Origin of the sequence: Streptomyces sp. CB02414 (assembly GCF_001905385.1) — a bacterium.
Classification (GTDB): domain Bacteria; phylum Actinomycetota; class Actinomycetes; order Streptomycetales; family Streptomycetaceae; genus Streptomyces.
Window position 1 is genome coordinate 245,199 of sequence record NZ_LIPF01000010.1, and the last position, 22,484, is coordinate 267,682.

The following is a 22,484-nucleotide window of genomic DNA, read 5'->3' on the forward strand; positions in this document are numbered from 1 at the left end:
ATGGACACCACACAGCGGACCGATCAGCAGCGGTCCGCCGACCGCAGACGGCGCGAGCTTCTGGAGGCCGCCGACCGGGTGGTGTTGCGCGACGGCCCGCAGGCCTCGATGAACGCCATCGCCGCCGAGGCCGGCATCACCAAGCCCATCCTCTACCGCCACTTCGGCGACAAGGGCGGACTCTACGCCGCCCTCGCGCAGCGGCACACCGACGCGCTCCTCTCCTCGCTGCGGGCCGCCCTGGACGCCCCGGCGGAGCGGCGCAGGCGCGTCGAGTCCACCCTGGACACCTATCTGGCGGCCATCGAGGCACGCCCGCAGGTGTACCGCTTCCTGATGCATCCGGCCGAGGGCACCACCGCTCCGGGCGACCAGGCCGAGTCCGGCTTCGACGTCGGCAAGCACTCGGCGCCGCTGCTGCGCCGCATGGGCGAGGAGCTGGCCCAGGTCATCGAGGAGCGCCTGGACGTCGGGCCGGGCACCCAGCAGCTGGCCCGGGTCTGGGGCCACGGGATCGTCGGCATGATGCACGCCGCCGGGGACTGGTGGCTGGGCGAACGCCCCTGTTCCCGGGCGGAGCTGGTACGCAGTCTGGCCGACCTGCTGTGGGGCCGGCTCGCCGAGGCCGGGGACAAGGCGGGCGGCCCCGGGTTCTAGACCGGGTCCCTGGCCTCGTCACCCACCCGCTCCGGCGCCCCCGCGCGACCCCATGACGCCCTGGCCGCCCGCCGCAGCACCCGGCGCCTGCGCCACCCCGTGAGGCGGTCGACGTAAAGGCCGCCCTCCAGGTGGTCGCACTCGTGCTGGAGGCACCGCGCGAAGAACCCCGTGCCGCGCACGGTGACCGGCTCCCCGGTCACCGTGAAACCGGCCACCACCGCCTCGTCGTGGCGCTCGGTCCCGGCCTCCAGCCCCGGCAGCGACAGGCAGCCCTCAGGCCCGCGCACCACCATCCCGCCGGTCTCCACCAGCCGCGGGTTCACCACGTGGCCGAGGTGGCGCTCGTCCTCGTCGTCCGGGCAGTCGTAGACGAAGACCCGGACCCCCTCGCCGATCTGGTTGGCGGCCAGCCCCACACCGCGGGCGGCGTACATCGTGGCGAACAAGTCCTCCACGAGCGCCGCGAGTTCCGGACCGAAGTCCGTCACCTCCTCGCAGGGAGCGTGCAGGACGGGGTCACCGAGGAGACTGAGGGGCCGGACGCGCCCGTGGGCGCCCGGGATGGAGCCGTGTCGCATGGCGGCAAGAGTAAGGTCCCTGTGTCCCCCGGCGGCGCGCGCCCACCGCCGGAGCCCCGTGGCCGGTGCCGCGATTCGGGAGTGCGAATGGATCTCGATAGGCTGAGGTCCCACCACGTGGCCGGTCAGGCTAAGGCGCGGCGCGTACGCAAGGAGGATCGAGAACTGATGGCAGGCAACTCGGACCCGCTCACGCCGCGGGCCAAGATCGCCGTGACCGCGGGCAAGGCGGTCGCGGCGGCGTCTCGCGCCGCCGGGCGCGGCAGCGGTTCGGTGATCGGCGGCCGGGTCGCGCTGAAACTCGACCCCGACCTCCTCCACCGGCTCGCCGGGCACCTGGATGTGACCCTGGTCTCGGCGACCAACGGCAAGACCACCACGACCCGGCTCATCGCCGAGGCGCTCAAGGCGGCCGGCCCCGTCGTCTCCAACGCGCTCGGCGCCAACATGCCGGCCGGCATCACCTCGGCCCTCGCGGCCGGTTCGGAGGCCCGGTACGGCGTCATCGAGGTCGACGAGAAGTACCTCGTGGGCGTCGCCCAGGCCACCGAGCCGAAGTGCATCGCCCTGCTCAACCTCTCCCGGGACCAGCTCGACCGCGCCGCCGAGACCCGGATGCTCGCGGAGAACTGGCGCGAGGGCCTGGCCGGTTCCAAGGCCGTGATCGTCGCCAACGCCGACGACCCGCTGGTGGTGTGGGCCGCGTCCTCCTCCCCCAACGTGATCTGGGTCGCCGCCGGGCAGATGTGGAAGGACGACGCCTGGTCCTGCCCGTCCTGCGGCGGTGTGATGCAGCGTCCGGGCGACGACTGGTTCTGCGGCGAGTGCGGCTTCCGCCGCCCGACGCCGAGCTGGGCGCTCTCCGGCGACCACGTCCTGGACCCGCACGGCTCCGCCTGGCCGATCCACCTCCAGCTGCCCGGCCGCGCCAACAAGGCCAACGCCGCCTCGTCGGCCGCCGTCGCCGCCGTCTTCGGGGTGCCGCCGCAGGTCGCGCTGGAGCGCATGTACCAGGTGCAGGCGGTCGCCGGACGCTACGACGTCGTCCAGTTCCAGGGCCGCGACCTGCGCCTGCTGCTCGCCAAGAACCCGGCGGGCTGGCTGGAGACCTTCTCCCTGATCGACCCGCCGCCGGCCCCGGTGATCCTCTCGGTGAACGCGCGCGGCGCCGACGGCACCGACACCTCCTGGCTGTGGGACGTCGACTACACCCGGCTGTCCGGCCACCCGATCTGCGTGATCGGCGACCGGAAGCTGGACCTCGCGGTGCGCCTGGAGGTCGCGAACCAGCAGTTCCAGGTCTGCGAGGACCTCGACCAGGCGGTGTCGCTGTGCCCGCCCGGCCGCATCGAGGTCATCGCGAACTACACCGCCTTCCAGGACCTGCGCCGCCGCGTCGGCAACTGACCGCGAGATTTCAGGGGACTTTCGTGAGCGACAACCAACTGCGGATCGTCTGGATCTACCCGGATCTGCTCAGCACGTACGGCGACCAGGGCAACGCCCTGGTCGTGGAGCGCCGGGCGCGGCAGCGCGGCCTCGACGTGGCCCGGCTCGACGTGCGCAGCGACCAGCCGATCCCGACCTCCGGCGACATCTACCTCATCGGGGGCGGCGAGGACCGCCCGCAGCGGCTCGCGGCCGAGCGGCTGCGCCGCGACGGCGGCCTGCACCGGGCCGTGGAGAACGGCGCGATCGTCTTCTCCGTGTGCGCCGGCTACCAGATCCTCGGCCACGAGTTCATCAACGACCTCGGCCAGCGCGAGCCGGGCCTCGGCCTGCTCGACGTGGTCTCCACGCGCGGCGAGGGCGCCCGGTGCGTCGGCGACGTCCTCGGCGACATCGACCCGCGCCTGGGCCTGCCCCCGCTGACCGGCTTCGAGAACCACCAGGGCGTCACCCACCTGGGCCCCAGCGCCCGCCCGCTCGCCCAGGTCCGCTTCGGCAACGGCAACGGCACCGGGGACGGCACGGAGGGCGCGTACAACGACACGGTCTTCGGCACGTACATGCACGGCCCGGTGCTGGCTCGGAACCCGCAGATCGCGGACCTGCTGCTGAAGCTGGCCCTCGACGTGAACGCGCTGCCGCCGACCGACGACCGGTGGTACGAGGCGCTCCGCAACGAGCGGATCGCGGCGGCGCAGCAGCCCGCCTGACGCCTGCCCGCAGCCTGCCGCGACGGCCCGTCTGATGCGTCATCCGCACAGGTGAGCGGGCACGTCCAGTAGGCGGACGCACGGTTCGGTCCCGCCCTCCGATGCCGCTAGGGTGGCGGGGATCGAGCCGGACAGCGCGGTCCGGACCCGTGCCACTTGAGAAGGTATTTCGGGCTATGCGCATTGGTGTCCTCACGTCCGGCGGCGACTGCCCCGGCCTGAACGCCGTCATCCGGTCCGTCGTGCACCGTGCCGTCGTCGACCACGGCGACGAGGTCATCGGTTTCCGGGACGGCTGGAAGGGCCTCCTGGAGTGCGACTACCTCAAGCTCGACCTCGACGCCGTCGGCGGCATACTCGCCCGCGGCGGCACCATCCTCGGCTCCTCCCGGGTCCGCCCCGAGCATCTGCGGGACGGCGTGGAGCGCGCCCGCGGCCACGTCGAGGAGCTGGGCCTGGACGCGATCATCCCGATCGGCGGCGAGGGCACGCTCAAGGCGGCCCGGCTGCTGTCCGACAACGGCCTGCCGATCGTGGGCGTGCCGAAGACCATCGACAACGACATAGCTGTCACCGACGTGACCTTCGGCTTCGACACGGCGGTCACCGTCGCCACCGAGGCCCTGGACCGGCTGAAGACCACCGCCGAATCCCACCAGCGGGTGCTGATCGTCGAGGTCATGGGCCGTCACACCGGCTGGATCGCGCTGCACTCGGGCATGGCGGCCGGCGCGCACGCCGTCGTCGTCCCGGAGCGGCCCTTCGACATCGACGAGCTGACCGCGAAGGTCGGCGAGCGGTTCTCGGCGGGCAAGCGGTTCGCGATCGTGGTCGCCGCGGAGGGCGCCAAGCCGAAGCCCGGCACGATGGACTTCGACGAGGGCGGCAAGGACGTCTACGGCCACGAGCGCTTCGCCGGGATCGCCCGCCAGCTCTCGATCGAGCTGGAGGAGCGGCTCGGCAAGGAGGCCCGGCCGGTGATCCTCGGGCACGTGCAGCGGGGCGGGACGCCCACGGCGTACGACCGGGTGCTGGCGACTCGGTTCGGGTGGCACGCGGTGGAGGCGGTGCACCGGGGGGAGTTCGGGATGATGACGGCGCTGCGGGGGACGGACATCAGGATGGTTCCCTTGGCCGAGGCGGTGGAGTCTCTCAAGACGGTGCCGGATGCGCGGTACGCGGAAGCGGAGTGCGTTCTTTGAGGTTGCTGTAGTACGCCGTCCGCGGCTGGTACGTGGTTGCTCGCGCCTACGCGGCGGAGCCGCACATCGATACAGCCCCGCGCCCCTTAGGGGCGCGCTTCACCGCCCCCGGTCACAAGTGCGGCCGGGGGCAGTTCTACGCTTGGCTTCGGACAAGCGGCGTTCAACCGCGCTCAACCCCCACGAAACAGGAGCCGGCGGATGGATCACAGCGGGCACGGCATGATGATGGATCTGCCGCCGTTCACGCTGGGGCGAGGTCTCGCGTGGTCGGCGGACCCCTTCTTCCTCATCGCCTGTCTCCTGGGACTGGCGCTCTACGGCTGGGGCGTCGTCCGGCTGACCCGGCGCGGGGACAAGTGGCCGGTCGGCCGGACCGTGTCGTTCGTCGCCGGTGTGCTGAGCGTGCTGCTGATGATGTGCACCAAGCTCAACGACTACGGCATGGTCATGTTCAGCGTGCACATGGTGCAGCACATGATCATCAGCATGGTGTCGCCGATCCTGCTGCTGCTCGGCGCGCCGATCACCCTGGCCCTGCGCGCGCTGCCCACGGCGGGCCGTGGCCGCAAGGGCCTCCGCGAGCTGCTGCTGATGCTGCTGCACAGCCGCTACATGCGGATCATCACGCACCCCGCGTTCACCATTCCGCTGTTCATCGCGAGCCTGTACGCGCTGTACTTCACCCCGCTCTTCGACTTCCTGATGGGCTCCAAGGTCGGGCACATCGGGATGATGGTGCACTTCCTCGCGGTCGGGCTGGTGTTCTTCTGGCCGATCATGGGTGTGGACCCGGGCCCGCACCGGCCGGGCTACGTGATGCGGATGCTGGAGCTGTTCGCGGGCATGCCGTTCCACGCGTTCTTCGGCATCGCGCTGATGATGGCGTCCTCGCCCATGGTCGAGACGTTCCGGAACCCGCCCGCCTCGCTCGGCATCGACGCCCTGTCCGACCAGAACGCGGCCGGCGGCATCGCCTGGGCCTTCAGCGAGGTCCCGTCCGTGCTGGTGCTGCTCGCCCTGCTGTTCCAGTGGTACGCCTCCGAGGAGCGGCAGGCCCGCCGCAAGGACCGCGCCGCCGACCGCGACGGTGACAAGGAACTCGAGGCCTACAACGCCTATCTGGCCTCACTGAACACACGCGGCGGCTGAGCGGCGGCTTCGTTCAGTAGCATGTGGCGCGTCGGGGGAACCGCCCGGGGGGAGCGGTATGACGCGTCACGCGTTTTCGGGCCAGGTGGTGGCCGGTCGCTTTCTGCTGCTGCGCCCGCTGGGCGCCGGCGGGCCGGGCCGCGTGTGGCTCGCCCGCGATCAGCGGCTGGGCGGCGAGGTCGCGCTGCGGGCCGCCCGCACCGGCGTCCGGGACCTGCCGCCCGCGCGCGTCCATCCGCACATGGTCACCGTCCATGACGTGGTGGAGCACGAGGGCACCTCGTGGATCGTCATGGAGTACGTCCCCGGTGCCGTCACGCTGACGGAGCTGGTGGCCCGGAGCGGGCCGCTGGCGCCTGCCGAGTGCGCCCGGATCGGGCTCGCCGTGCTCGACGCGTGGGCCGCCGGGCACGAGCGGGCCGTGGAGCCGGCGGGCGTCCTGCTGGCGCCGGACCGCGCCGGGACGCCGTACGGCCGGGTTCTGCTGACGGGCCCCGGCACGGCCGCCCCGCTGGACGGTGACGGCCTCCGCTCGCTGGGCCGCACGCTCCACCACGCCGTCGAGGGCCGTGCTCCCTCCGGCCGGTCCCTGCCCGTGCCTCCCGTGCGGGCCGGTGCGCTCGGACCGCTGCTGGAGAAGCTGCTCGCCGGTCCCCCGCCCCGCGTCACGGTGGCCGAGGCGGAGGCGGAACTGGCGTGGATCGTCACCCCGCAGACCGAGACGTACGTCCGGCCGCGGAGCGACCCCGGATCACAGCCGCCCTGGTCCGCGGCGCCCACGCCCGTCTCCGGGCCGGTGGCCCCGCAGGGCGGGCACCGGCGGCGGCGTCCGCGCGCTCTGCGTGCCGCCCTGGCCGGCGGGCTCGGTGTGCTGCTCGCCCTGGGCGGCGTCTGGTACGCCCTGGCCGGCCGGGGCGCTGACGGGACCGGGGCGCCGTACGGCGACGCCGTGGGGCTGGTGGCGCCGCTGGAGGACGGGGACTGCGTGCGCGCCCGCTGGCCGGGCGGCACCCGGTTCGCGGGGACCCCGCGCCTCACCGTGGACGCGGACTGCCGGGGTGAGGCGCCCGACGGGCAGGTGATGGCGTTCGTGCCGGCCGCCTCCCCCGGGGAGGCCCGTGAACTGGGGCCCGCGCGCTGTGAGGAGCGGACCCGGGAGCTGCGGGGCCGGATGGCCGGGGTGCGGAGTGTGGCGGTCGTACCCGTCGAGGACGGGTTCGAGACCGCCCGGCGGCGCACCGCCTGCCTGGTGCTGGGGGCGTACGGACCGGTGTACGGGCCGCTGGGCCAGCACCGGGAGCCCGGGTCGGTGTTCGCCGACACCGCGACCATGCGGCGCCGGGACTGTCTGGACGTGCGCTCCGCGCGGGAGGTCCGGCTGGTGTCCTGCGGCGGCCGGTACGACGCCCAGGTGCTGGGATTCACCCGGCTGGCCGCCGGCGTCACGCTCGCCGAGGCGCCCGCGGCGGCGGACGAGGCGTGCGCGCGGGAGGTGCCGCCGCGCGACTACGGGTTCGACCCCTCCCTGCACGAGGCCGGGTCCCGGACGGCCTCGGGTTCCTGGAAATCCGGGTCACATCTGGTCGTCTGCACCGTACGGAGGCAGAACGGGGGCACCATGGAGGGGAACGGACCATGAGGAGGGTGTTGCGATGCCCGGTTCCACGGACAGTTCGACGAAGACGATGGGGGCGCTCACCATCGGAGGCCTGGTCGCGGTGACGGCCTACACGGTGGCGCTCGGGAGCAACGGCTGGCTGTGGTTCGGCTGGGTCGTGCTGGGGCTGATCACCGTGGGGATGGTCGCCACGCGCAGCGCCTGAGCCCCGCGCGGGGGCGTACGCGTTGTCTCACTCGCGGCCGACGCGGCCCGCCGAGTGCACGCCCGGCTGGTATTTCGGCAGCCGGACGGTGATCTTCATGCCCGCGCCGACGGCCGTCTCGATGACGAGGCCGTGGTCGTCCCCGTAGACCTGGCGGAGACGGTCGTCGACGTTGGACAGCCCGATGCCGCCCGAGGGGCTGACCTCGCGCGCCAGGATGCGGCGCAGCAGGCCGGGGTCCATGCCGGCGCCGTCGTCCTCGATGACGACCAGGGCCTCGGCACCCGCGTCCTGCGCGGTGATCTGGATGCGGCAGCGGTCGGACTTGCCCTCCAGGCCGTGTTTGACGGCGTTCTCGACGAGCGGCTGGAGGCAGAGGAAGGGCAGGGCGACCGGCAGCACCTCGGGGGCGACCTGGAGGGTGACGGCCAGGCGGTCGCCGAAGCGGGCCCGCACCAGCGCCAGGTAGTGGTCGATGGCGTGCAGCTCGTCGGCGAGGGTGGTGAAGTCGCCGTGCCGGCGGAACGAGTACCGGGTGAAGTCGGCGAACTCCAGCAGCAGCTCGCGGGCGCGCTCGGGGTCGGTGCGGACGAAGGACGCGATCACCGCGAGCGAGTTGAAGATGAAGTGCGGGGAGATCTGGGCGCGCAGGGCCTTGATCTCGGCCTCGATGAGCCGGGTGCGGGACTGGTCGAGGTCGGCCAGCTCCAGCTGGACGGAGACCCAGCGGGCGACCTCGCCGGCCGCCCGGACCAGCACGGCCGACTCGCGGGGCGCACAGGCGACCAGGGCGCCGTGGACGCGGTCGTCGACGGTGAGCGGGGCGACGACCGCCCAGCGCACCGCGCAGTCGGGGGTGTCGCAGGTGAGCGGGAACGCCTCGCCGCGGCCGGTCTCCAGCGGACCGGCGAGGCGTTCCATGATCTCGGTGCGGTGGTGGGCGCCCGCGCCGTCCCAGACCAGGACCTCCTTGAGGTCGGTCAGGCACAGCGCGTCCGTGCCGAGCAGCGAGCGCAGCTTGCGGGCGGACTTGCCGGCCGTCTCCTCGGTCAGACCGGCCCTGAGCGGGGGCGTGGCCAGGGAGGCGGTGTGCAGGGTCTGGAAGGTGGCGTGCTCGACCGGGGTGCCGAGTCCGCCCAGGTTCTGCGGGCGGGCCGTGCGGCGCCCCAGCCAGAAGCCCGCGGCCAGCAGGGGCAGCACGGCGACGGCCAGGCCGGCCAGGAAACCGCTCACGGAGCCGCTCACGGGGACACCTCCTTGCGCAGTTCGTCCGCGCGCAGCTCCTCCGGCAGGTGGAAGCGGGCCAGGATCGCCGCCGTACCGGCCGGCACCCGCGCCGGGGTGGCCAGCGAGACCAGCACCATGGTGAGGAAGCCCAGCGGCACCGACCAGAGCGCGGGCCAGGCCAGCAGCGCGTGCAGCGCACCGTCGCCGTCCGGGAAGCCGCCCATCGTGGCGGCGACGGCGAGCAGCGCGGAGCCGCCGCCCACCAGCATCCCGGCCGCCGCGCCGGGCGGGGTCAGCCGCCGCCACCAGATGCCGAGGACCAGCAGCGGGCAGAAGGACGAGGCGGACACCGCGAAGGCGAGGCCGACCGCGTCGGCGATCGGCAGCCCGCCGACCAGGGCGCTCGCCGCCAGCGGCACCGCCATGGCGAGGACGGTGCCGAGCCGGAAGTGCCGTACCGCCCGGGACGGCAGCACGTCCTGGGTGAGGACGCCGGCGATCGCCATGGTCAGCCCGGACGCGGTGGACAGGAACGCGGCGAAGGCGCCGCCCGCCACCAGCGCGCCCAGCAGGTCGCCGCCCACTCCCCCGATCACCCGTTCGGGCAGCAGCAGGACGGCGGCGTCCGCGTCGCCGGTGAGGGTCAGCTCGGGGGCGTACATGCGGCCGAGTGCGCCGTAGACGGGCGGCAACAGGTAGAAGGCGCCGATCAGGCCGAGGACGGCGACGGTGGTGCGGCGGGCGGCGACGCCGTGCGGGCTGGTGTAGAAGCGGACCACGACGTGCGGCAGGCCCATGGTGCCCAGGAAGGTGGCGAGGATCAGGCCGTACGTGGCGTACAGCGGGCGTTCGGTGCGGCTCTCGGCCCGCGACGGCGACAGGGCGTCGTCGGCACCGCGTCCGGCAGCCGGGACGGCGGCGTTCTCGGCGAAGGTGAGGCGGGTGCCGGCCTCGATGCGGTGGGTGCCCGTGGGCAGGTCGACGCGGGTGCCGTCGTGGGCGCGGCCGTCCACGGTGCCGTCGACGGTGACGGTGAGCGGCCGCTCCAGCTTGAGGGTGAGGGTGTCGTCGACCCGTACCGAGCGCTGCTCGCGGAAGGTGGCGGGTTCCTCGAACGGGCGGCCGGGAGCGCCGTCACCCTGCCAGGCCAGCACCAGGAAGAGGGCGGGGACCAGGAGGGCGGTGAGCTTGAGCCAGTACTGGAAGGCCTGGACGAAGGTGATGCTGCGCATGCCGCCGGCCGCGACGATGGCGGTGACGACGACGGCGACGATCACCCCGCCGAGCCAGTCGGGCGCCCCGCTGAGCACGGTGAGGGTCAGGCCGGCGCCCTGGAGCTGGGGCAGCAGGTACAGCCAGCCGACGCCGACGACGAAGGCCCCCGCCAGCCGCCGTACCCCCTGGGAGGCGAGCCGGGCCTCGGCGAAGTCGGGCAGCGTGTAGGCGCCGGAGCGGCGCAGCGGGGCGGCGACGAACAGGAGCAGGACCAGGTAGCCGGCGGTGTAGCCGACCGGGTACCAGAGCATGTCGGGCCCCTGGACGAGGACCAGGCCGGCGATGCCGAGGAAGGACGCGGCGGAGAGGTACTCGCCGCTGATGGCGGCGGCGTTCAGACGGGGGCCGACGGTGCGGGAGGCGACGTAGAAGTCGGAGGTGGTGCGGGAGATGCGCAGGCCGAAGGCGCCGACGAGGACGGTGGCCACGACGACGAGGGCGACGGCGGGTATGGCGTAGCTGGAGTTCACGGTGCCTTCAATGCCTTCGGTGCCTTCAGGGCCTGGTCCGGCGGGGTCATCGGTCCTCGACCAGGCGCACGAAGTCGCGTTCGTTGCGCTCGGCGCGGCGCACGTACCAGCGGGCGAGGAGGACCAGCGGGGCGTACAGGCCGAAGCCGAGGACGGCCCACTCCAGGAGGCGGGCGTCGGGCATCGCCGCGAACAGCAGCGGCAGCGGCCCGACCAGGAGGCCGAGGACCGCGAGGGCGGCGAGACCGGCGCGCAGCTGGCTGCGCATGAGGGAGCGGACGTAGGTGTGGCCGAGGGTGGTCTGCTCGTCGATCTCGGTGCGGGGCCGGTAGTAGCCGGAGGCCCGTTTGGTGCGTCTGGGCGGGCCGGTGACGGTGACGCGTCGCTCGGTGGGGTCCTGGGGCACGGTTCACGGCCTCCGCATGAGCAGGTCCCGCAGTTCGCGGGCGTGGCGGCGGCTGACCTGGAGTTCCTCGGTGCCGACCAGGACGCTGACGCTGCCGGCGTCCAGGCGGAGTTCCCCGATGTGGCGCAGGGCGACGAGGTGGCGGCGGTGGATGCGGACGAAGCCGCGGGCGCGCCAGCGTTCCTCCAGGGTGGACAGGGGGATGCGGACGAGGTGGCTGCCCTTGTCGGTGTGCAGGCGGGCGTAGTCGCCCTGGGCCTCGACATGGGTGATGTCGTCGACGGGGACGAAGCGGGTGACGCCGCCGAGCTCCACGGTGACGTGGTCGGGGTCGGGTTCGTGCACGGGTATGCGGGGGGCCGGGGAGGCTTCGGTGCCACGCCGTTCGGCGGCCCTGCGGACCGCTTCCGCCAGCCGTTCCCTGCGGACGGGTTTGAGCACGTAGTCGACGGCCTTGAGGTCGAAGGCCTGGACGGCGAAGTCCTCGTGCGCGGTGACGAACACGACCAGCGGCGGCCGCGCGAACCCGGTCAGCAGCCGGGCGAGGTCCAGTCCGTCGAGGCCGGGCATCTGGATGTCGAGGAAGACGACGTCGATGGCGTCCGGCCCGTCGGGGCCCGACTCCAGGGCCCGGTTGATGCGGCGCAGCGCCTCGGTCGCGTCGCCCGCGCCCTCCGCCGTGCCGATGCGGGGATCGGCGTTCAGCAGGTACACGAGTTCCTCGAGCGTGGGGCGTTCGTCGTCGACAGCCAGGGCGCGCAGCATGAAGGTGGAGTGTAGGAGTAATCCGTACGCCTGAACACGCCCCCGACGTGGACGTATCCGCTGGATACAGTGCCCGCATGAACAGCAGGCCCAGCCCGTTCGACGAACTCGACCGGAAGATCGTCACCGCCCTGATGGCCAACGCCAGGACGTCCTTCGCCGAGATCGGCGCGGAGGTCGGTCTGTCCTCGACGGCGGTCAAGCGCCGGGTGGACCGGCTGCGCGAGACCGGCGTGATCACCGGGTTCACGGCGACGGTGCGGCCCTCGGCGCTGGGCTGGCGCACCGAGGCGTACGTGGAGGTGTACTGCGAGGGGGCGGCCCCGCCGCGGCGGCTGGCGGAGGTGGTGCGCGGCTATCCCGAGATCACTGCGGCGATGACGGTGACGGGCGGCGCGGACGCGCTGCTGCACGTGCGGGCGCGGGACGTGGAGCACTTCGAGGAGGTGCTGGAGCGCATCCGTGCGGAGCCGTTCATCCGCAAGACGATCAGCGTGATGGTGCTGTCCCACCTGATCCCGGACAGTCCGGAGGCGGGAGCCGGCCTCCTCGCCCCGGAGGGCGCAGCAGACGTGCGCTGACCTGGTGAACAACGCAGCGATGGTGCGCGGACACGCAGCCTTCGTCGCTTGTCGGGCGCGGTCGCCGCTTCCTACCGTGGTGTCAACCCCCAGTCACACACCGTGAGGAAGCGGAGGTACCCCTCTGTGCCCGAGAACCGTGTGCCGCGCCGGCGGCGCTTCGTGGTCTGCGAACCCAGGCACTTCGCCGTGCAGTACGCGATCAACCCGTGGATGAGCACCGGCCGGCCGGTCGACGTCATCCGCGCCCTGGACCAGTGGCAGGCGCTGGTCGACGCCTACCGGGCCCACGGCCACACCGTCGACACGGTGGCGCCGGTGCCGGGCCTGCCCGACATGGTCTTCGCCGCGAACTGCGCGGTCGTCGTCGAGGGCCGGGTCTTCGGCTCCCGCTTCCACGCGCCCGAGCGCCGGGGCGAGTCCGTGGCCTACGAGGCGTGGTTCAAGACGGAGGGCTTCGAGGTCCAGCATCCGGAGGCGGTCTGCGAGGGCGAGGGGGACCTGGTCCCGGCCGGGCGGTGGCTCCTGGCCGGCACGGGCTTTCGCACGACGCCCGAGGCGCACCGCGAGGCGCAGGAGTTCTTCGGCGTGCCGGTGATCTCGCTGACGCTGGTGGACCCGTACTTCTACCACCTGGACACGGCGCTGTTCGTCCTCGACGACGAGAACGTGGCGTACTACCCGGGGGCCTTCTCGCCCGGCAGCCGTGAGGTGCTGGAGCGGCTGTACCCGGACGCGGTGATCGCCACCCGCGAGGACGCCCTGGCGTTCGGGCTGAACTCCGTCTGTGACGGACGCAACGTGTTCATCGCCCCCGGGGCGGGGGAACTCGCCGACCGGCTCAGCGGCCGCGGCTACGTCCCCGTCCCCGTCGACCTGTCCGAGTTCCACAAGGCCGGTGGCGGCATCAAGTGCTGCACCCAGGAGATCCGGGAGGCCCGCTCATGACCGCACCCGCCCGCACCACCCGCGGCTCCGAGGAGCTGATCCGCGCCGAGGAGCCCGTCCTCGCGCACAACTACCACCCGCTGCCCGTCGTCGTGGCCCGCGCGGAGGGCGCCTGGGTCGAGGACGTGGAGGGCCGCCGCTACCTGGACATGCTGGCCGGCTACTCGGCGCTCAACTTCGGCCACCGCCACCCGGCGCTGACCGACGCCGCCCACCGTCAGCTGGACCGGCTCACCCTCACCTCCCGCGCCTTCCACAACGACCGGCTGGCGGGCTTCGCCGAGCGGCTGGCCGCGCTGACCGGCACGGACATGGTGCTGCCGATGAACACCGGCGCGGAGGCCGTGGAGAGCGGCATCAAGGTGGCCCGCAAGTGGGCCTACGACGTCAAGGGCGTCCCGGCCGACCGGGCGACGATCGTGGTCGCGGCGGACAACTTCCACGGCCGTACGACGACGATCGTCAGCTTCTCGACGGACGAGACGGCCCGCGCCGGCTTCGGCCCCTTCACCCCCGGTTTCACGGTCGTCCCGTACAACGACCTGGCGGCGCTGGAGGCGGCGGTCGACGGGACGACGGCGGCGGTGCTGATCGAGCCGATCCAGGGCGAGGCGGGGGTGAACATCCCGCACGACGGCTACCTGGCGGGCGTGCGGGAGCTGACCCGCCGGGCCGGGTGCCTGTTCGTCGCGGACGAGATCCAGTCGGGGCTGGGCCGCACGGGGCGCACCCTCGCCGTCGAGCACGAGTCGGTGGTGCCGGACGTGGTGCTGCTCGGCAAGGCGCTGGGCGGCGGCATCGTGCCGGTGTCGGCGGTGGTCGGCAGCCGGGAGGTGCTGGGGGTGCTGCGTCCGGGTGAGCACGGCTCGACGTTCGGCGGCAACCCGCTGGCGGCCGCGGTGGGCACGGCGGTGGTGGAACTGCTGGAGACGGGCGAGTTCCAGCGCCGGGCGACGGAGCTGGGCGCGGTGCTGCGCGAGGGCCTGGCGGCCCTGGTCGGCAGGGGCGTGGTCGGCTTCCGGGCGCGGGGGCTGTGGGCGGGCGTCGACGTCGACCCGGCGCTCGGCACCGGCCGCGAGGTCAGCGAGCGGCTGATGCGCGAGGGGATCCTCGTCAAGGACACGCACGGCTCGACGATCCGGCTGGCCCCGCCGCTGACGATCACGGGTGAGGAGCTGGAGGGCGCGCTCAAGACCCTGGAGAAGGTCCTGACGTCCTGAGGGCGCGCGGGAGTCACGGAGCGGTTCGGCCCCGGTCGAGCCGCTCCACGTGCGTCACGTTGCCCCGGTCCTCGGCGTCCTCGCTGGGCGCGCCCGCGAACCAGGCGTCGAGGATCTCCCCCAGCAGCGGCGCCGAGGTCAGGCGCAGGCCGAGGGCGAGCACGTTGGCGTCGTTCCAGCGGCGGGCGCCGTCCGCCGTGTAGGCGTCGGTGCACAGGGCCGCCCGTACGCCCGGCACCTTGTTGGCGGCGATCGACGCGCCCGTGCCGGTCCAGCAGCACACCACGGCCTGGTCGGCGGTCCCGTCGGCGACCTCGCGCGCGGCCCGCTCGGAGCACACCGCCCACTGGGGGTCCGCCCCCGGTTCCAGGGCGCCGTGGGCCAGCACCTGGTGTCCGCGTCGGCGCAGCTCCTCGACGAGGAGGCGGGCGACGGGTTCGTCCATGTCGGAGGAGACGGCGATCCGCATGTGCGAAGCCTAGAGCAGGCCCCGATGGGCCGCCCCTCACCTCATCGGCCCAACCACATGACTGACGTCACGGCCATACCCAGGATGATCGGGGGAACGGGTACGAGCTGAGAATCGTACGACCGAGCAGCGCCCCGCCAGGGGTGTCTGCACGTGGAAAGGGAGGCCGCCACGTCCCCCAACGAGAACGGCCAGGAATCCGACGCCGCGGCGGTCCGCCGCCACCCGGCCCTGTTCCGGGCCATCAGGCGTCGGCAGAACCCCCGACTGCGCCGGTCGGACATCACGGTCACGGACGAGGCCGCGGTCAAGAGAGCCGTGAAGGCGGCCTCGCTCGGCAATGCCATGGAGTGGTTCGACTTCGGCATCTACGCCTATCTGGCGGGCACCATCGGCCGCGTCTTCTTCCCGTCCGGGAGTGACACGGCGCAGCTGCTCTCCTCGTTCGCCACGTTCGCCGTGGCGTTCCTGGTGCGCCCGCTCGGCGGCATGGTCTTCGGGCCCATGGGCGACAAGATCGGCCGCAAGAAGGTGCTGGCGCTGACGATGATCCTCATGGCGATCGGCACGGCCGCCATCGGACTCATCCCGAGCTACGACTCCATCGGCTTCTGGGCCCCGGTCCTGCTGATCCTGTTCCGCCTGCTCCAGGGCTTCTCCACCGGCGGCGAGTACGGCGGCGCCTCCACCTTCATCGCCGAGTACGCGCCGGACAAGCGGCGCGGGTTCTTCGGCAGCTTCCTGGAGCTGGGCACGCTGGCCGGGTACACCGGCGCCGCCAGCCTCGTCACCGCCCTCACGGCCTGGCTGGGCAGCGACACCATGGACGCCTGGGGCTGGCGCATCCCGTTCCTGGTGGCGGCGCCGCTCGGCATCGTCGGTATCTACCTGCGGCTGAAGCTGGACGACACGCCCGCCTTCCTGAAGCTGGAGGACTCCAACGTCCACATCTCGGAGGCGGCGACCGCGGTGGAGACCACCGCGCGGGGCGACCTCGCGAAGATCTTCCGCACCCACTGGCGCATGCTGATCCTGTGCATCGCGCTCGTCGGTGCCTACAACATCACCGACTACATGCTGCTGTCGTACATGCCGACCTATCTGTCGGACGAGCTGCACTACAGCGAGAGCCACGGCCTGATGATCCTGGTCGCGACCATGGTGCTGCTGATGCTGATCATCAACCAGATCGGCCGGCTGTCCGACCGCTTCGGCCGCAGGCCGCTGCTGATGACCGGCATGATCGGCTTCTTCGTGCTGTCCGCCCCGGCCTTCGTGCTGGTGCAGGAGGGCAGTCTGCTCGCCGTCTCGGCCGGCATGCTGATGCTCGGCCTGTCCCTGGTCTGCCTGCTCGGCACCATGTCGGCGGCGCTCCCGGCGATGTTCCCGACCAACGTCAGGTACGGGTCCCTGTCGGTCGGCTACAACCTGTCGGCCTCCCTGTTCGGCGGCACCACGCCGCTGGTCATCACCGCCCTGATCAGCGTGACCGGCTCGGACATGATGCCCGCGTACTACGCCATGGCCGCGGCCCTGGTCGGTGTCGTGGCGGTGGCCTGCATGAAGGAGACGGCACAGCAGCCCCTGGAGGGGTCCCCGCCCTCGGTGCAGACCGACGAGGAGGCGGCGGAGATCGTCGAGGCGCAGGCGCCGACGCCGAAGTTCTGAGCGGACGTGGTGAGGCGGTGGGGTGCGTGGTCCCCCACCGCCTCGTCAGTGCGTCAGTGCGTCACAGGCGCTGCCACAGGGCGGGGACGTTCGGCGGCTCCCAGCCCGGGTAGGCGGTGTGGCCCTGCACGCACCGGTAGCGGACGCCGTCGTAGGTGACCGTGTCACCGGCCGCGTAGGTGGCTCCCAGCCGCCAGGTGGTCTCGCCGCCGCCGTCGCCGGACACGGTGAGGGTGTACGTGGTGGTGTGGGTGACCGTGCCGGTGCCGGTGAGGGTCAGCGTGTAGGTGCCGGCGGCCGTGCCCGCGGCGACCTCGACGGTGGCGGTCGAGGACTGCCCCGAGGTGACCGAGTCCGGCGTGAAGTCCACGCTCACCCCGGTCGGGGCGCCGGACGCCGACAGACGCACGTTCTGGGCGTCGCCGCTGGTGGTGGCGGTGCGGACGGTGACCGTGGCGGAGGAGCCCGGGTCGACCGTGCCCGAGGCCGGGTCGGCGGAGATCGAGAAGTCGTCCGCTGGGGCGGGCGTGTCGCCCACGGAGGTCTTCCAGATGGTGTAGGCGATGCCGTCCGCGCTGCGATTCAGGGCCGTGGCGTCGATGTTGGCGGTGGTGTCGCAGGCGGAGTGGTAGCACGGGTCGTAGGACCGGCCCGCGGTACCGCCCCACTTGGCGGCCTCGGCGGCCGTCTTGCGGGCCGAGGCGCCGGTGGCGTAGCCGGAGGTGGGGATGCCGACCCGCTGGAAGGAGTAGTCGTCGGAGCGGCCCTGTCCCTCGACGTTCTCCTGCGGGGAGAGGCCGAGGGAGGTCCAGTACTCGCGCATCGGTGCGGAGGCCGCCGAGTTGATGTTGTTGATGAAGTAGCCGCCGTTGACGGAGCCGACCATGTCGAAGTTGTAGTACGCCTTGATCCTGGAACGCTCGGTGGCGGAGAGGGTCCTGGTGTAGAAGTCGGAGCCGTTCAGGCCCTGCTCCTCGTCGGTCCACCAGGCGAAGCGGACGCGACTTTCCATGTCCGGGTTCTCGCGGGCCAGGGTGAGCGCGGCCTCCAGGAGTGCGGCGGAACCGGAGCCGTTGTCGTTGATGCCGGGCCCGGCCGCGACGCCGTCGAGGTGGGCGCCGAACATGTGGACGCTGTTCGCGTCGCCGCCCGGCCACTCGGCGATCAGGTTGTCGCCGGCGCCGGCGGAGCAGCCGGAGGTGCAGGTCTGCTGGGTGACGGTGTAGCCGGCCGCCTGGAGCCTGCCCTTGACGTAGGCGAGCGAGGCGTCGTACCCGGGGCCGGTGGCGCGGCGGTTGCCGCCGTTCTGCGCGGCGATGGTGCCGAACTGCGCCAGGTGCGCCTGCACGTCGGAGACGTCGACGTCGGGCGGGGTGCCGGGGTCGGTGCCGCCGCCGACGGTGAGGGTGTACTGGGCGGTGTGGGACTTGCTGCCCGCCGTGCCCTTGACGGTGATCGAGTACGTTCCGGCGGCCGTGCCCGCCGAGGCGCTGATCCGCATGGTGGAGCTGTCGCCCGAGGTGACCGTGGACGGGCTGAAGCCGACGCTGACGCCCTGCGGGGCGCCGGAGGCGGTCAGCGTCACCTGCTGGGCGCTGCCGGAGACGGTGGTGGTGCGGACGGTGGCCTCGACCGAGGAACCGGCGTCGACGTCGCCCGTGGCCGGGCTGAGCGCCAGCGAGAAGTCCGTCTGCTGCGCGGTGCAGGCCGGGTCGCCGCTCTGCGCGGGGACGTCGACGGCGTTCCAGGCGGCCTTGGTGGCGTTGAACAGGCCGCAGGAGGTGTCGAGGTTCTTCGCCGCGGTGAGGGTGGCGGTGCGGTACCGCTTGTAGGTCATGCCGCTGGTCTTGAGCAGCATGCCGCCGTAGAAGATCTTGCCGGCGTTCTGGATGCCGACGCCGGTCACCTCGCTGCCGTCGCAGGTGGGGCTGGAGGGTTTGCCGCCGCCGGGGCTGGAGCCCTCGGCCAGGAGGTAGAACCAGTGGTTCATGGGCCCGGCGGCCGCGTGCTCCTCGGTGTTCGGGATGGACGCGGAGTAGCAGTTGGGGTGGTTGCTCACCTGCCGCGGGTCGTACATGTTGCGGATCGGGCCGCGGCCCTGGAGGTCGATCACCTCGCCGACGGTGTAGTCGGGGGTGTCGTACGGTGCCGGCTGGTCGGTGTACGCCTCGGTCAGCGCGCCCATGATGTCGCCGGTCGCCTCGCCGAGGCCGCTCTCGTGCCGGGCGCCGCCGGGGGTGTAGGAGTCGAGGCCGTGGCCGAACTCGTGGGCCACGACGTCCATGCCGGCGATCCACTCGCCGGCGGTGTTGTGGCCGATGGTGACGGTCGAGCCGTCCCAGTAGGCGTTGAGCTGGTTGAGGCCCACGCGCACGGGCCAGCTGCCGCCGTTGCCGTTGTGGCCGTTGCGGCCGAGCCAGTCGCGGAGCATGTCCGACTGCTTCTGCGCGGCGAACATGACGTCGACGCAGCCGGTCTCCCTGCTGGACGCGTCGCCGCTGCCCCAGTCGTCGTCCGGGCCGGTGAACAGGCCGCCGTTGTAGTCGGAGCACTGGAGGCCGGGGCGGGTGGTGTCGCGCAGCGCGTAGCCGCCGCTCGTGCGGGAGGTGTCGATGGTCAGCGGGCCGGGGCCGTTCCACTCGCTGTGGCCGGTGCCCGCGCGCACGTCGTCGTAGCTGTCGACGACCTCGCCGGTGCGGGCGTCCACGAAGACGTGCAGCCGGCTGGGCTTCTTCTCCTCGGTGGTGCCGGTGAGCACGGTCTCCCAGGCGAGGGTCTGGACGTCGTTCCTGACGTGGACCACGAGCCGCTTGGACTCGACCTTCTCGACCCGGGCGAGCCGCTCACGGCTGGTGGCGACCGCGTCCTCGGCGTTCACCTTTGCGTCGGTGGGCGCGGCGATCGCGGCCCCGGTCGCGGACTGGACGGCTCGTACCCTGCCCTTGCCGTCGGCGAGGACCACGGCGTCGCCGCCGACCACGGGCAGACCGTGGTAGGTGCGTTCGTAGGCGACGGAGTAGAGGTCCTTCCCCCAGGGGGTGACCTGGTGGCGGTCGTACTGTTCGTCGGGACCGCCCGCGACGAGGGCGTCCAGGCCGCTGCGGACGGCCCGGTCGGCGGCGGCGACGGCTCTCGCGGCGGGGGTGGGCTCGGCGGCGGACTCGGCCGCGGGGGGTGCGGACCGCTCCGAGGCCGAGGCGAGGGAGGCCGGTACCACCGCCCCGGCGAGGGTCATGGCCAGGACTGTCCCGGCCACCGCGGTGCGTCTGAGCATCATGGCTCCTTGTGAGAGTGGGGAGGCCCGTGCGGGCCGGCCCGGCCATGGGCATGCCGAACGCGCCGCCTCGGGGTGGTGGTGGCGCGCCCGTCGACCGAGTGACGGTTGCATGTCATGTCGCGGGCTGGGCGGAACCCTCACACCGCCGGGCGCCGGAAGCAACGGGTCCGCGGCCGCGGTCGCGTCCTGTCAAATTCCGGCAAGTTCCGTCCCGGCCGGGGCAACGGGGACCGGCCGCTCACACCCCCGCGTCCAGCAGCCGCTCCCGGTACTCCCTGACCTCCGGCAGGTCGCCCCACCGTCCGGTGAGCCGGCTGTGCAGTCCGCGCAGTTCGGCGGTGACCATGGACTCGCGTGAGCGCACCGCCTCCACCAGCACCGGCGAGGCGAGGGCGACGGCCGCGCCGGGGTCGCCGGCACAGGCCCAGCAGTCCGCGAGGCGCAGCGTGAGCAGCAGCCGGGCGCCGCGCATCCGCGGCGGCACCTGCGCACGGGACCGCGCGGCGGCGTCGACCGCGCGCCGGGCGGCCCGCCGGTCGCCGGTCTCCACGGCGAGGTCGCGCAGGGCGCCCCCGATCGCGGAGTCGACCCGCATCGCGCCCTCGGCTCCGGCCAGCCAGGGAGCCTCCAGGTGGTCGCGCCGGCCGAGCCGGGCGAAACCGCGCCGGGCCAGGGTGATGTGACGGCGGCACTGGGCGGCGTCACCGGCCAGGGCGTGCCCGCGGGCCTGGTAGAGGTCCGAGAGGGTGGCCGCCCACCGGCGCCGTGCCTCCCCGGCGCCGATGCCCTCCGCGTATCCGAGCATCGCCCCGGCGTCCCCGTCGAGCCGGACCAGGGTGCACATGTCACTGAGCAGCGTCGCGCGGGCCGGGGCGTCCCCGACGGCGTCCGCCCAGCGCAGGCCGTGGCCGAACCACCCCATGGCCACGGCGTTCTGGCCGCGCTCCATCCGCAGCCGGCCGGCGACCTGGGCGTACTGCGCGGCGAGCCGCAGCTGCCCGTACGGCAGCCGGCCGGTGGAGTTGACCGCGTCCGCCCAGCGCGCCAGGGACCGCAGCAGTCCCTCTACGGCGGCCACCCGGCCCCCGTGCCGGAACGCCTCGCGGATCAGGCACGCGAGTACGGCGGTGAGCGCGTGCAGCAGTTCGGCGTCCGCGACCCGGCCGGTCCCGCCCGACGCCCCCGGCCCACTCGGCAGGGCCGGTCCGTTCAACACCGCCGATCCGTTCAGCAGGGCCGGTAACTCCCCCAGGCCGGGCACCGGACACCCCGCTGTGCCGTGCAGCGGGCACACCAGCCCCTCGGCGGGCAGCCGGGCGGGCCACAGCCGGGGCTCGGCCACCCACGGCCACGCGGCGGTGTCCGCTCCGGGCAGCGGCGCGAACAGCGCCGGGTCCGCCGGGGGCCGGCCCGCCCGGTGCGGTGCCTCGCGCGGCGCGGCGACGATCGCGGCCAGTTCCCCGCCGGTGTCCAGGACCTCGTCGAGGCGGCGCACCAGACCGGCGGGCGGCTCCCGCAGACCGGCCTCCAGTTTGCTGACGGCGGTGTGGTGGTAGCCCACCCGCAGGCCGAGCTGCAGTTGCGTGAGCCCGGCCGCCCTGCGCAAGGAACGCAACCGCCGCCCGAACTCCGCCCAGGTACCGGCCGATTCACCGGACATGTGCCGCCCTCCCCCGGTCGTTACCGGTCAGCACAGAGCAGGGGAGGCGCCGCGTCAATCGGGTTGGCCGAAGAGCGGCCGGACCGTTTCCGGCCGGACGTTCCCGGTCCGGCCGGCGCGGTCCGGGCTACGATCGATCACCGGACGCGGACGTCCGGCGCGGGGCCGTGCCGTGGCTGCCGTCAGTGGCCGTGCCTACCGGGAGAGTGGGAGACACACCGTGTTCTACTACGTGCTCAAGTACGTGCTGCTGGGCCCGCTGCTGAGGGTCGTCTTCCGCCCCCGGATCGAGGGCCTGGACCACGTGCCCGCGTCGGGGGCCGCGATCGTCGCGGGCAACCACCTTTCCTTCTCGGACCACTTCCTGATGCCCGCGGTACTCAGGCGCCGCATCACCTTCCTCGCCAAGGCCGAGTACTTCACCGGCCCGGGCCTCAAGGGCCGGCTGACCGCGTTCTTCTTCCGCAGCGCCGGGCAGATCCCCGTCGACCGCTCCGGCAAGGAGGCGGGACAGGCCGCGATCCGCGAGGGCCTCGGCGTCCTGGGCAAGGACGAACTGCTCGGCATCTATCCGGAGGGCACCCGCTCGCACGACGGCCGGCTCTACAAGGGCAAGGTCGGAGTGGCGGTGATGGCGCTCAGGGCCGGGGTGCCGGTGGTGCCCTGCGCGATGATCGGCACGTTCGAGGCGCAGCCCCCGGGCCGCAGGATCCCCAGGCTGCACCCCGTGGTGATCCGGTTCGGCGAGCCGCTGGACTTCTCCCGCTACGCCGGCATGGAGGGCGAGAAGGCCGTGCTGCGCGCCGTCACCGACGAGATCCTGTACGCGATCATGTCGCTGTCCGGCCAGGAGTACGTCGACCGGTACGCGGCCGACGTCAAGGCCGAGGAGGCCGAGAGGGCGGCGAAGGGACCCAGGTTCCCGCGGCGGCCGCTCCGTTAGG

At 73.0% G+C, this 22,484-nt stretch carries 20 protein-coding genes; 12 read left to right on the top strand and 8 right to left on the bottom strand.

What is annotated here, in order from left to right:
- Complete coding sequence (locus AMK11_RS30400) at positions 1-657, top strand: TetR family transcriptional regulator (protein WP_073731310.1); 657 nt, start codon at positions 1-3, stop codon at positions 655-657.
- Here AMK11_RS30400 and def read toward each other — a convergent pair.
- On the bottom strand, positions 654-1,238 hold the full coding sequence (gene def / locus AMK11_RS30405) for a peptide deformylase (RefSeq protein WP_073731311.1): 585 nt from the start codon (positions 1,236-1,238) through the stop codon (positions 654-656). The genes AMK11_RS30400 and def overlap by 4 nt on opposite strands.
- A gap of 168 nt (positions 1,239-1,406) precedes the next feature.
- On the opposite strand from def, the gene AMK11_RS30410 reads away from it, so the two are divergent.
- From AMK11_RS30410 to AMK11_RS37640, 6 genes are all read left to right on the top strand, one after another.
- Positions 1,407-2,645 (top strand): Mur ligase family protein, encoded by a 1,239-nt coding sequence (locus AMK11_RS30410; protein WP_073731312.1) that lies wholly within the window; start codon positions 1,407-1,409, stop codon positions 2,643-2,645.
- A gap of 23 nt (positions 2,646-2,668) precedes the next feature.
- Positions 2,669-3,397, top strand: a complete 729-nt coding sequence (locus AMK11_RS30415) for a type 1 glutamine amidotransferase (protein ID WP_073731313.1) — start codon at positions 2,669-2,671, stop codon at positions 3,395-3,397.
- A gap of 176 nt (positions 3,398-3,573) precedes the next feature.
- Positions 3,574-4,599: a 6-phosphofructokinase gene (locus AMK11_RS30420; RefSeq protein WP_073731314.1), complete on the top strand. Its 1,026-nt coding sequence runs from the start codon at positions 3,574-3,576 to the stop codon at positions 4,597-4,599.
- Between the two features lie 201 nt (positions 4,600-4,800).
- Complete coding sequence (locus AMK11_RS30425; RefSeq protein WP_073731315.1) at positions 4,801-5,751, top strand: cytochrome c oxidase assembly protein; 951 nt, start codon at positions 4,801-4,803, stop codon at positions 5,749-5,751.
- A 58-nt stretch (positions 5,752-5,809) separates the two neighbouring features.
- On the top strand, positions 5,810-7,390 hold the full coding sequence (locus AMK11_RS30430; protein ID WP_073731316.1) for a septum formation family protein: 1,581 nt from the start codon (positions 5,810-5,812) through the stop codon (positions 7,388-7,390).
- A 13-nt stretch (positions 7,391-7,403) separates the two neighbouring features.
- Complete coding sequence (locus tag AMK11_RS37640) at positions 7,404-7,574, top strand: membrane protein (RefSeq protein WP_019327487.1); 171 nt, start codon at positions 7,404-7,406, stop codon at positions 7,572-7,574.
- 27 nt (positions 7,575-7,601) lie between these two features.
- On the opposite strand, the gene AMK11_RS30435 is transcribed toward AMK11_RS37640, so the two are convergent.
- The 4 genes from AMK11_RS30435 to AMK11_RS30450 are packed head-to-tail and all read right to left on the bottom strand — an operon-like array spanning position 7,602 to position 11,717.
- Positions 7,602-8,807, bottom strand: coding sequence for a sensor histidine kinase (locus AMK11_RS30435; protein ID WP_073731479.1), 1,206 nt, complete (start codon positions 8,805-8,807; stop codon positions 7,602-7,604).
- Positions 8,808-8,815: 8 nt separating this feature from the next.
- Positions 8,816-10,546, bottom strand: coding sequence for a sodium/solute symporter (locus tag AMK11_RS30440; protein WP_073731317.1), 1,731 nt, complete (start codon positions 10,544-10,546; stop codon positions 8,816-8,818).
- A 46-nt stretch (positions 10,547-10,592) separates the two neighbouring features.
- Positions 10,593-10,952: a hypothetical protein gene (locus AMK11_RS30445; protein WP_073731318.1), complete on the bottom strand. Its 360-nt coding sequence runs from the start codon at positions 10,950-10,952 to the stop codon at positions 10,593-10,595.
- Between the two features lie 3 nt (positions 10,953-10,955).
- The gene (locus AMK11_RS30450; protein WP_073731319.1) at positions 10,956-11,717 is read right to left on the bottom strand and encodes a LytR/AlgR family response regulator transcription factor; all 762 of its coding nucleotides are present in this window, start codon (positions 11,715-11,717) and stop codon (positions 10,956-10,958) included.
- A 77-nt stretch (positions 11,718-11,794) separates the two neighbouring features.
- On the opposite strand from AMK11_RS30450, the gene AMK11_RS30455 reads away from it, so the two are divergent.
- The 3 genes from AMK11_RS30455 (at position 11,795) to rocD (ending at position 14,466) form a co-directional block, all read left to right on the top strand.
- Positions 11,795-12,298, top strand: a complete 504-nt coding sequence (locus AMK11_RS30455) for an Lrp/AsnC family transcriptional regulator (RefSeq protein WP_073731320.1) — start codon at positions 11,795-11,797, stop codon at positions 12,296-12,298.
- Between the two features lie 126 nt (positions 12,299-12,424).
- A complete protein-coding gene (gene ddaH / locus AMK11_RS30460; protein ID WP_073731321.1) occupies positions 12,425-13,246 on the top strand; it encodes a dimethylargininase in 822 nt (273 codons plus the stop codon).
- Complete coding sequence (gene rocD / locus AMK11_RS30465; RefSeq protein WP_073731322.1) at positions 13,243-14,466, top strand: ornithine--oxo-acid transaminase; 1,224 nt, start codon at positions 13,243-13,245, stop codon at positions 14,464-14,466. The genes ddaH and rocD overlap by 4 nt, the downstream gene beginning before the upstream one ends.
- Before the next feature lie 13 nt (positions 14,467-14,479).
- On the opposite strand, the gene AMK11_RS30470 is transcribed toward rocD, so the two are convergent.
- Entirely contained in the window at positions 14,480-14,935 is a 456-nt protein-coding gene (locus AMK11_RS30470) for an RpiB/LacA/LacB family sugar-phosphate isomerase (protein WP_073731323.1), read from the bottom strand.
- A 153-nt stretch (positions 14,936-15,088) separates the two neighbouring features.
- Here AMK11_RS30470 and proP point away from each other — a divergent pair, with 153 nt between their 5' ends.
- Positions 15,089-16,603: a glycine betaine/L-proline transporter ProP gene (gene proP, locus AMK11_RS30475; RefSeq protein ID WP_073731324.1), complete on the top strand. Its 1,515-nt coding sequence runs from the start codon at positions 15,089-15,091 to the stop codon at positions 16,601-16,603.
- Positions 16,604-16,664: 61 nt separating this feature from the next.
- On the opposite strand, the gene AMK11_RS30480 is transcribed toward proP, so the two are convergent.
- Together AMK11_RS30480 and AMK11_RS30485 are read right to left on the bottom strand one after the other, a co-directional pair.
- A complete protein-coding gene (locus AMK11_RS30480) occupies positions 16,665-19,877 on the bottom strand; it encodes a M20/M25/M40 family metallo-hydrolase (protein ID WP_073731325.1) in 3,213 nt (1,070 codons plus the stop codon).
- Positions 19,878-20,118: 241 nt separating this feature from the next.
- Positions 20,119-21,540, bottom strand: a complete 1,422-nt coding sequence (locus tag AMK11_RS30485) for a helix-turn-helix domain-containing protein (RefSeq protein WP_073731326.1) — start codon at positions 21,538-21,540, stop codon at positions 20,119-20,121.
- A 220-nt stretch (positions 21,541-21,760) separates the two neighbouring features.
- Between AMK11_RS30485 and AMK11_RS30490 the strand changes: the two genes are divergently transcribed.
- Positions 21,761-22,483 (top strand): lysophospholipid acyltransferase family protein, encoded by a 723-nt coding sequence (locus AMK11_RS30490; protein WP_073731327.1) that lies wholly within the window; start codon positions 21,761-21,763, stop codon positions 22,481-22,483.
- The last annotated feature ends 1 nt before the right edge of the window (position 22,484 follow it).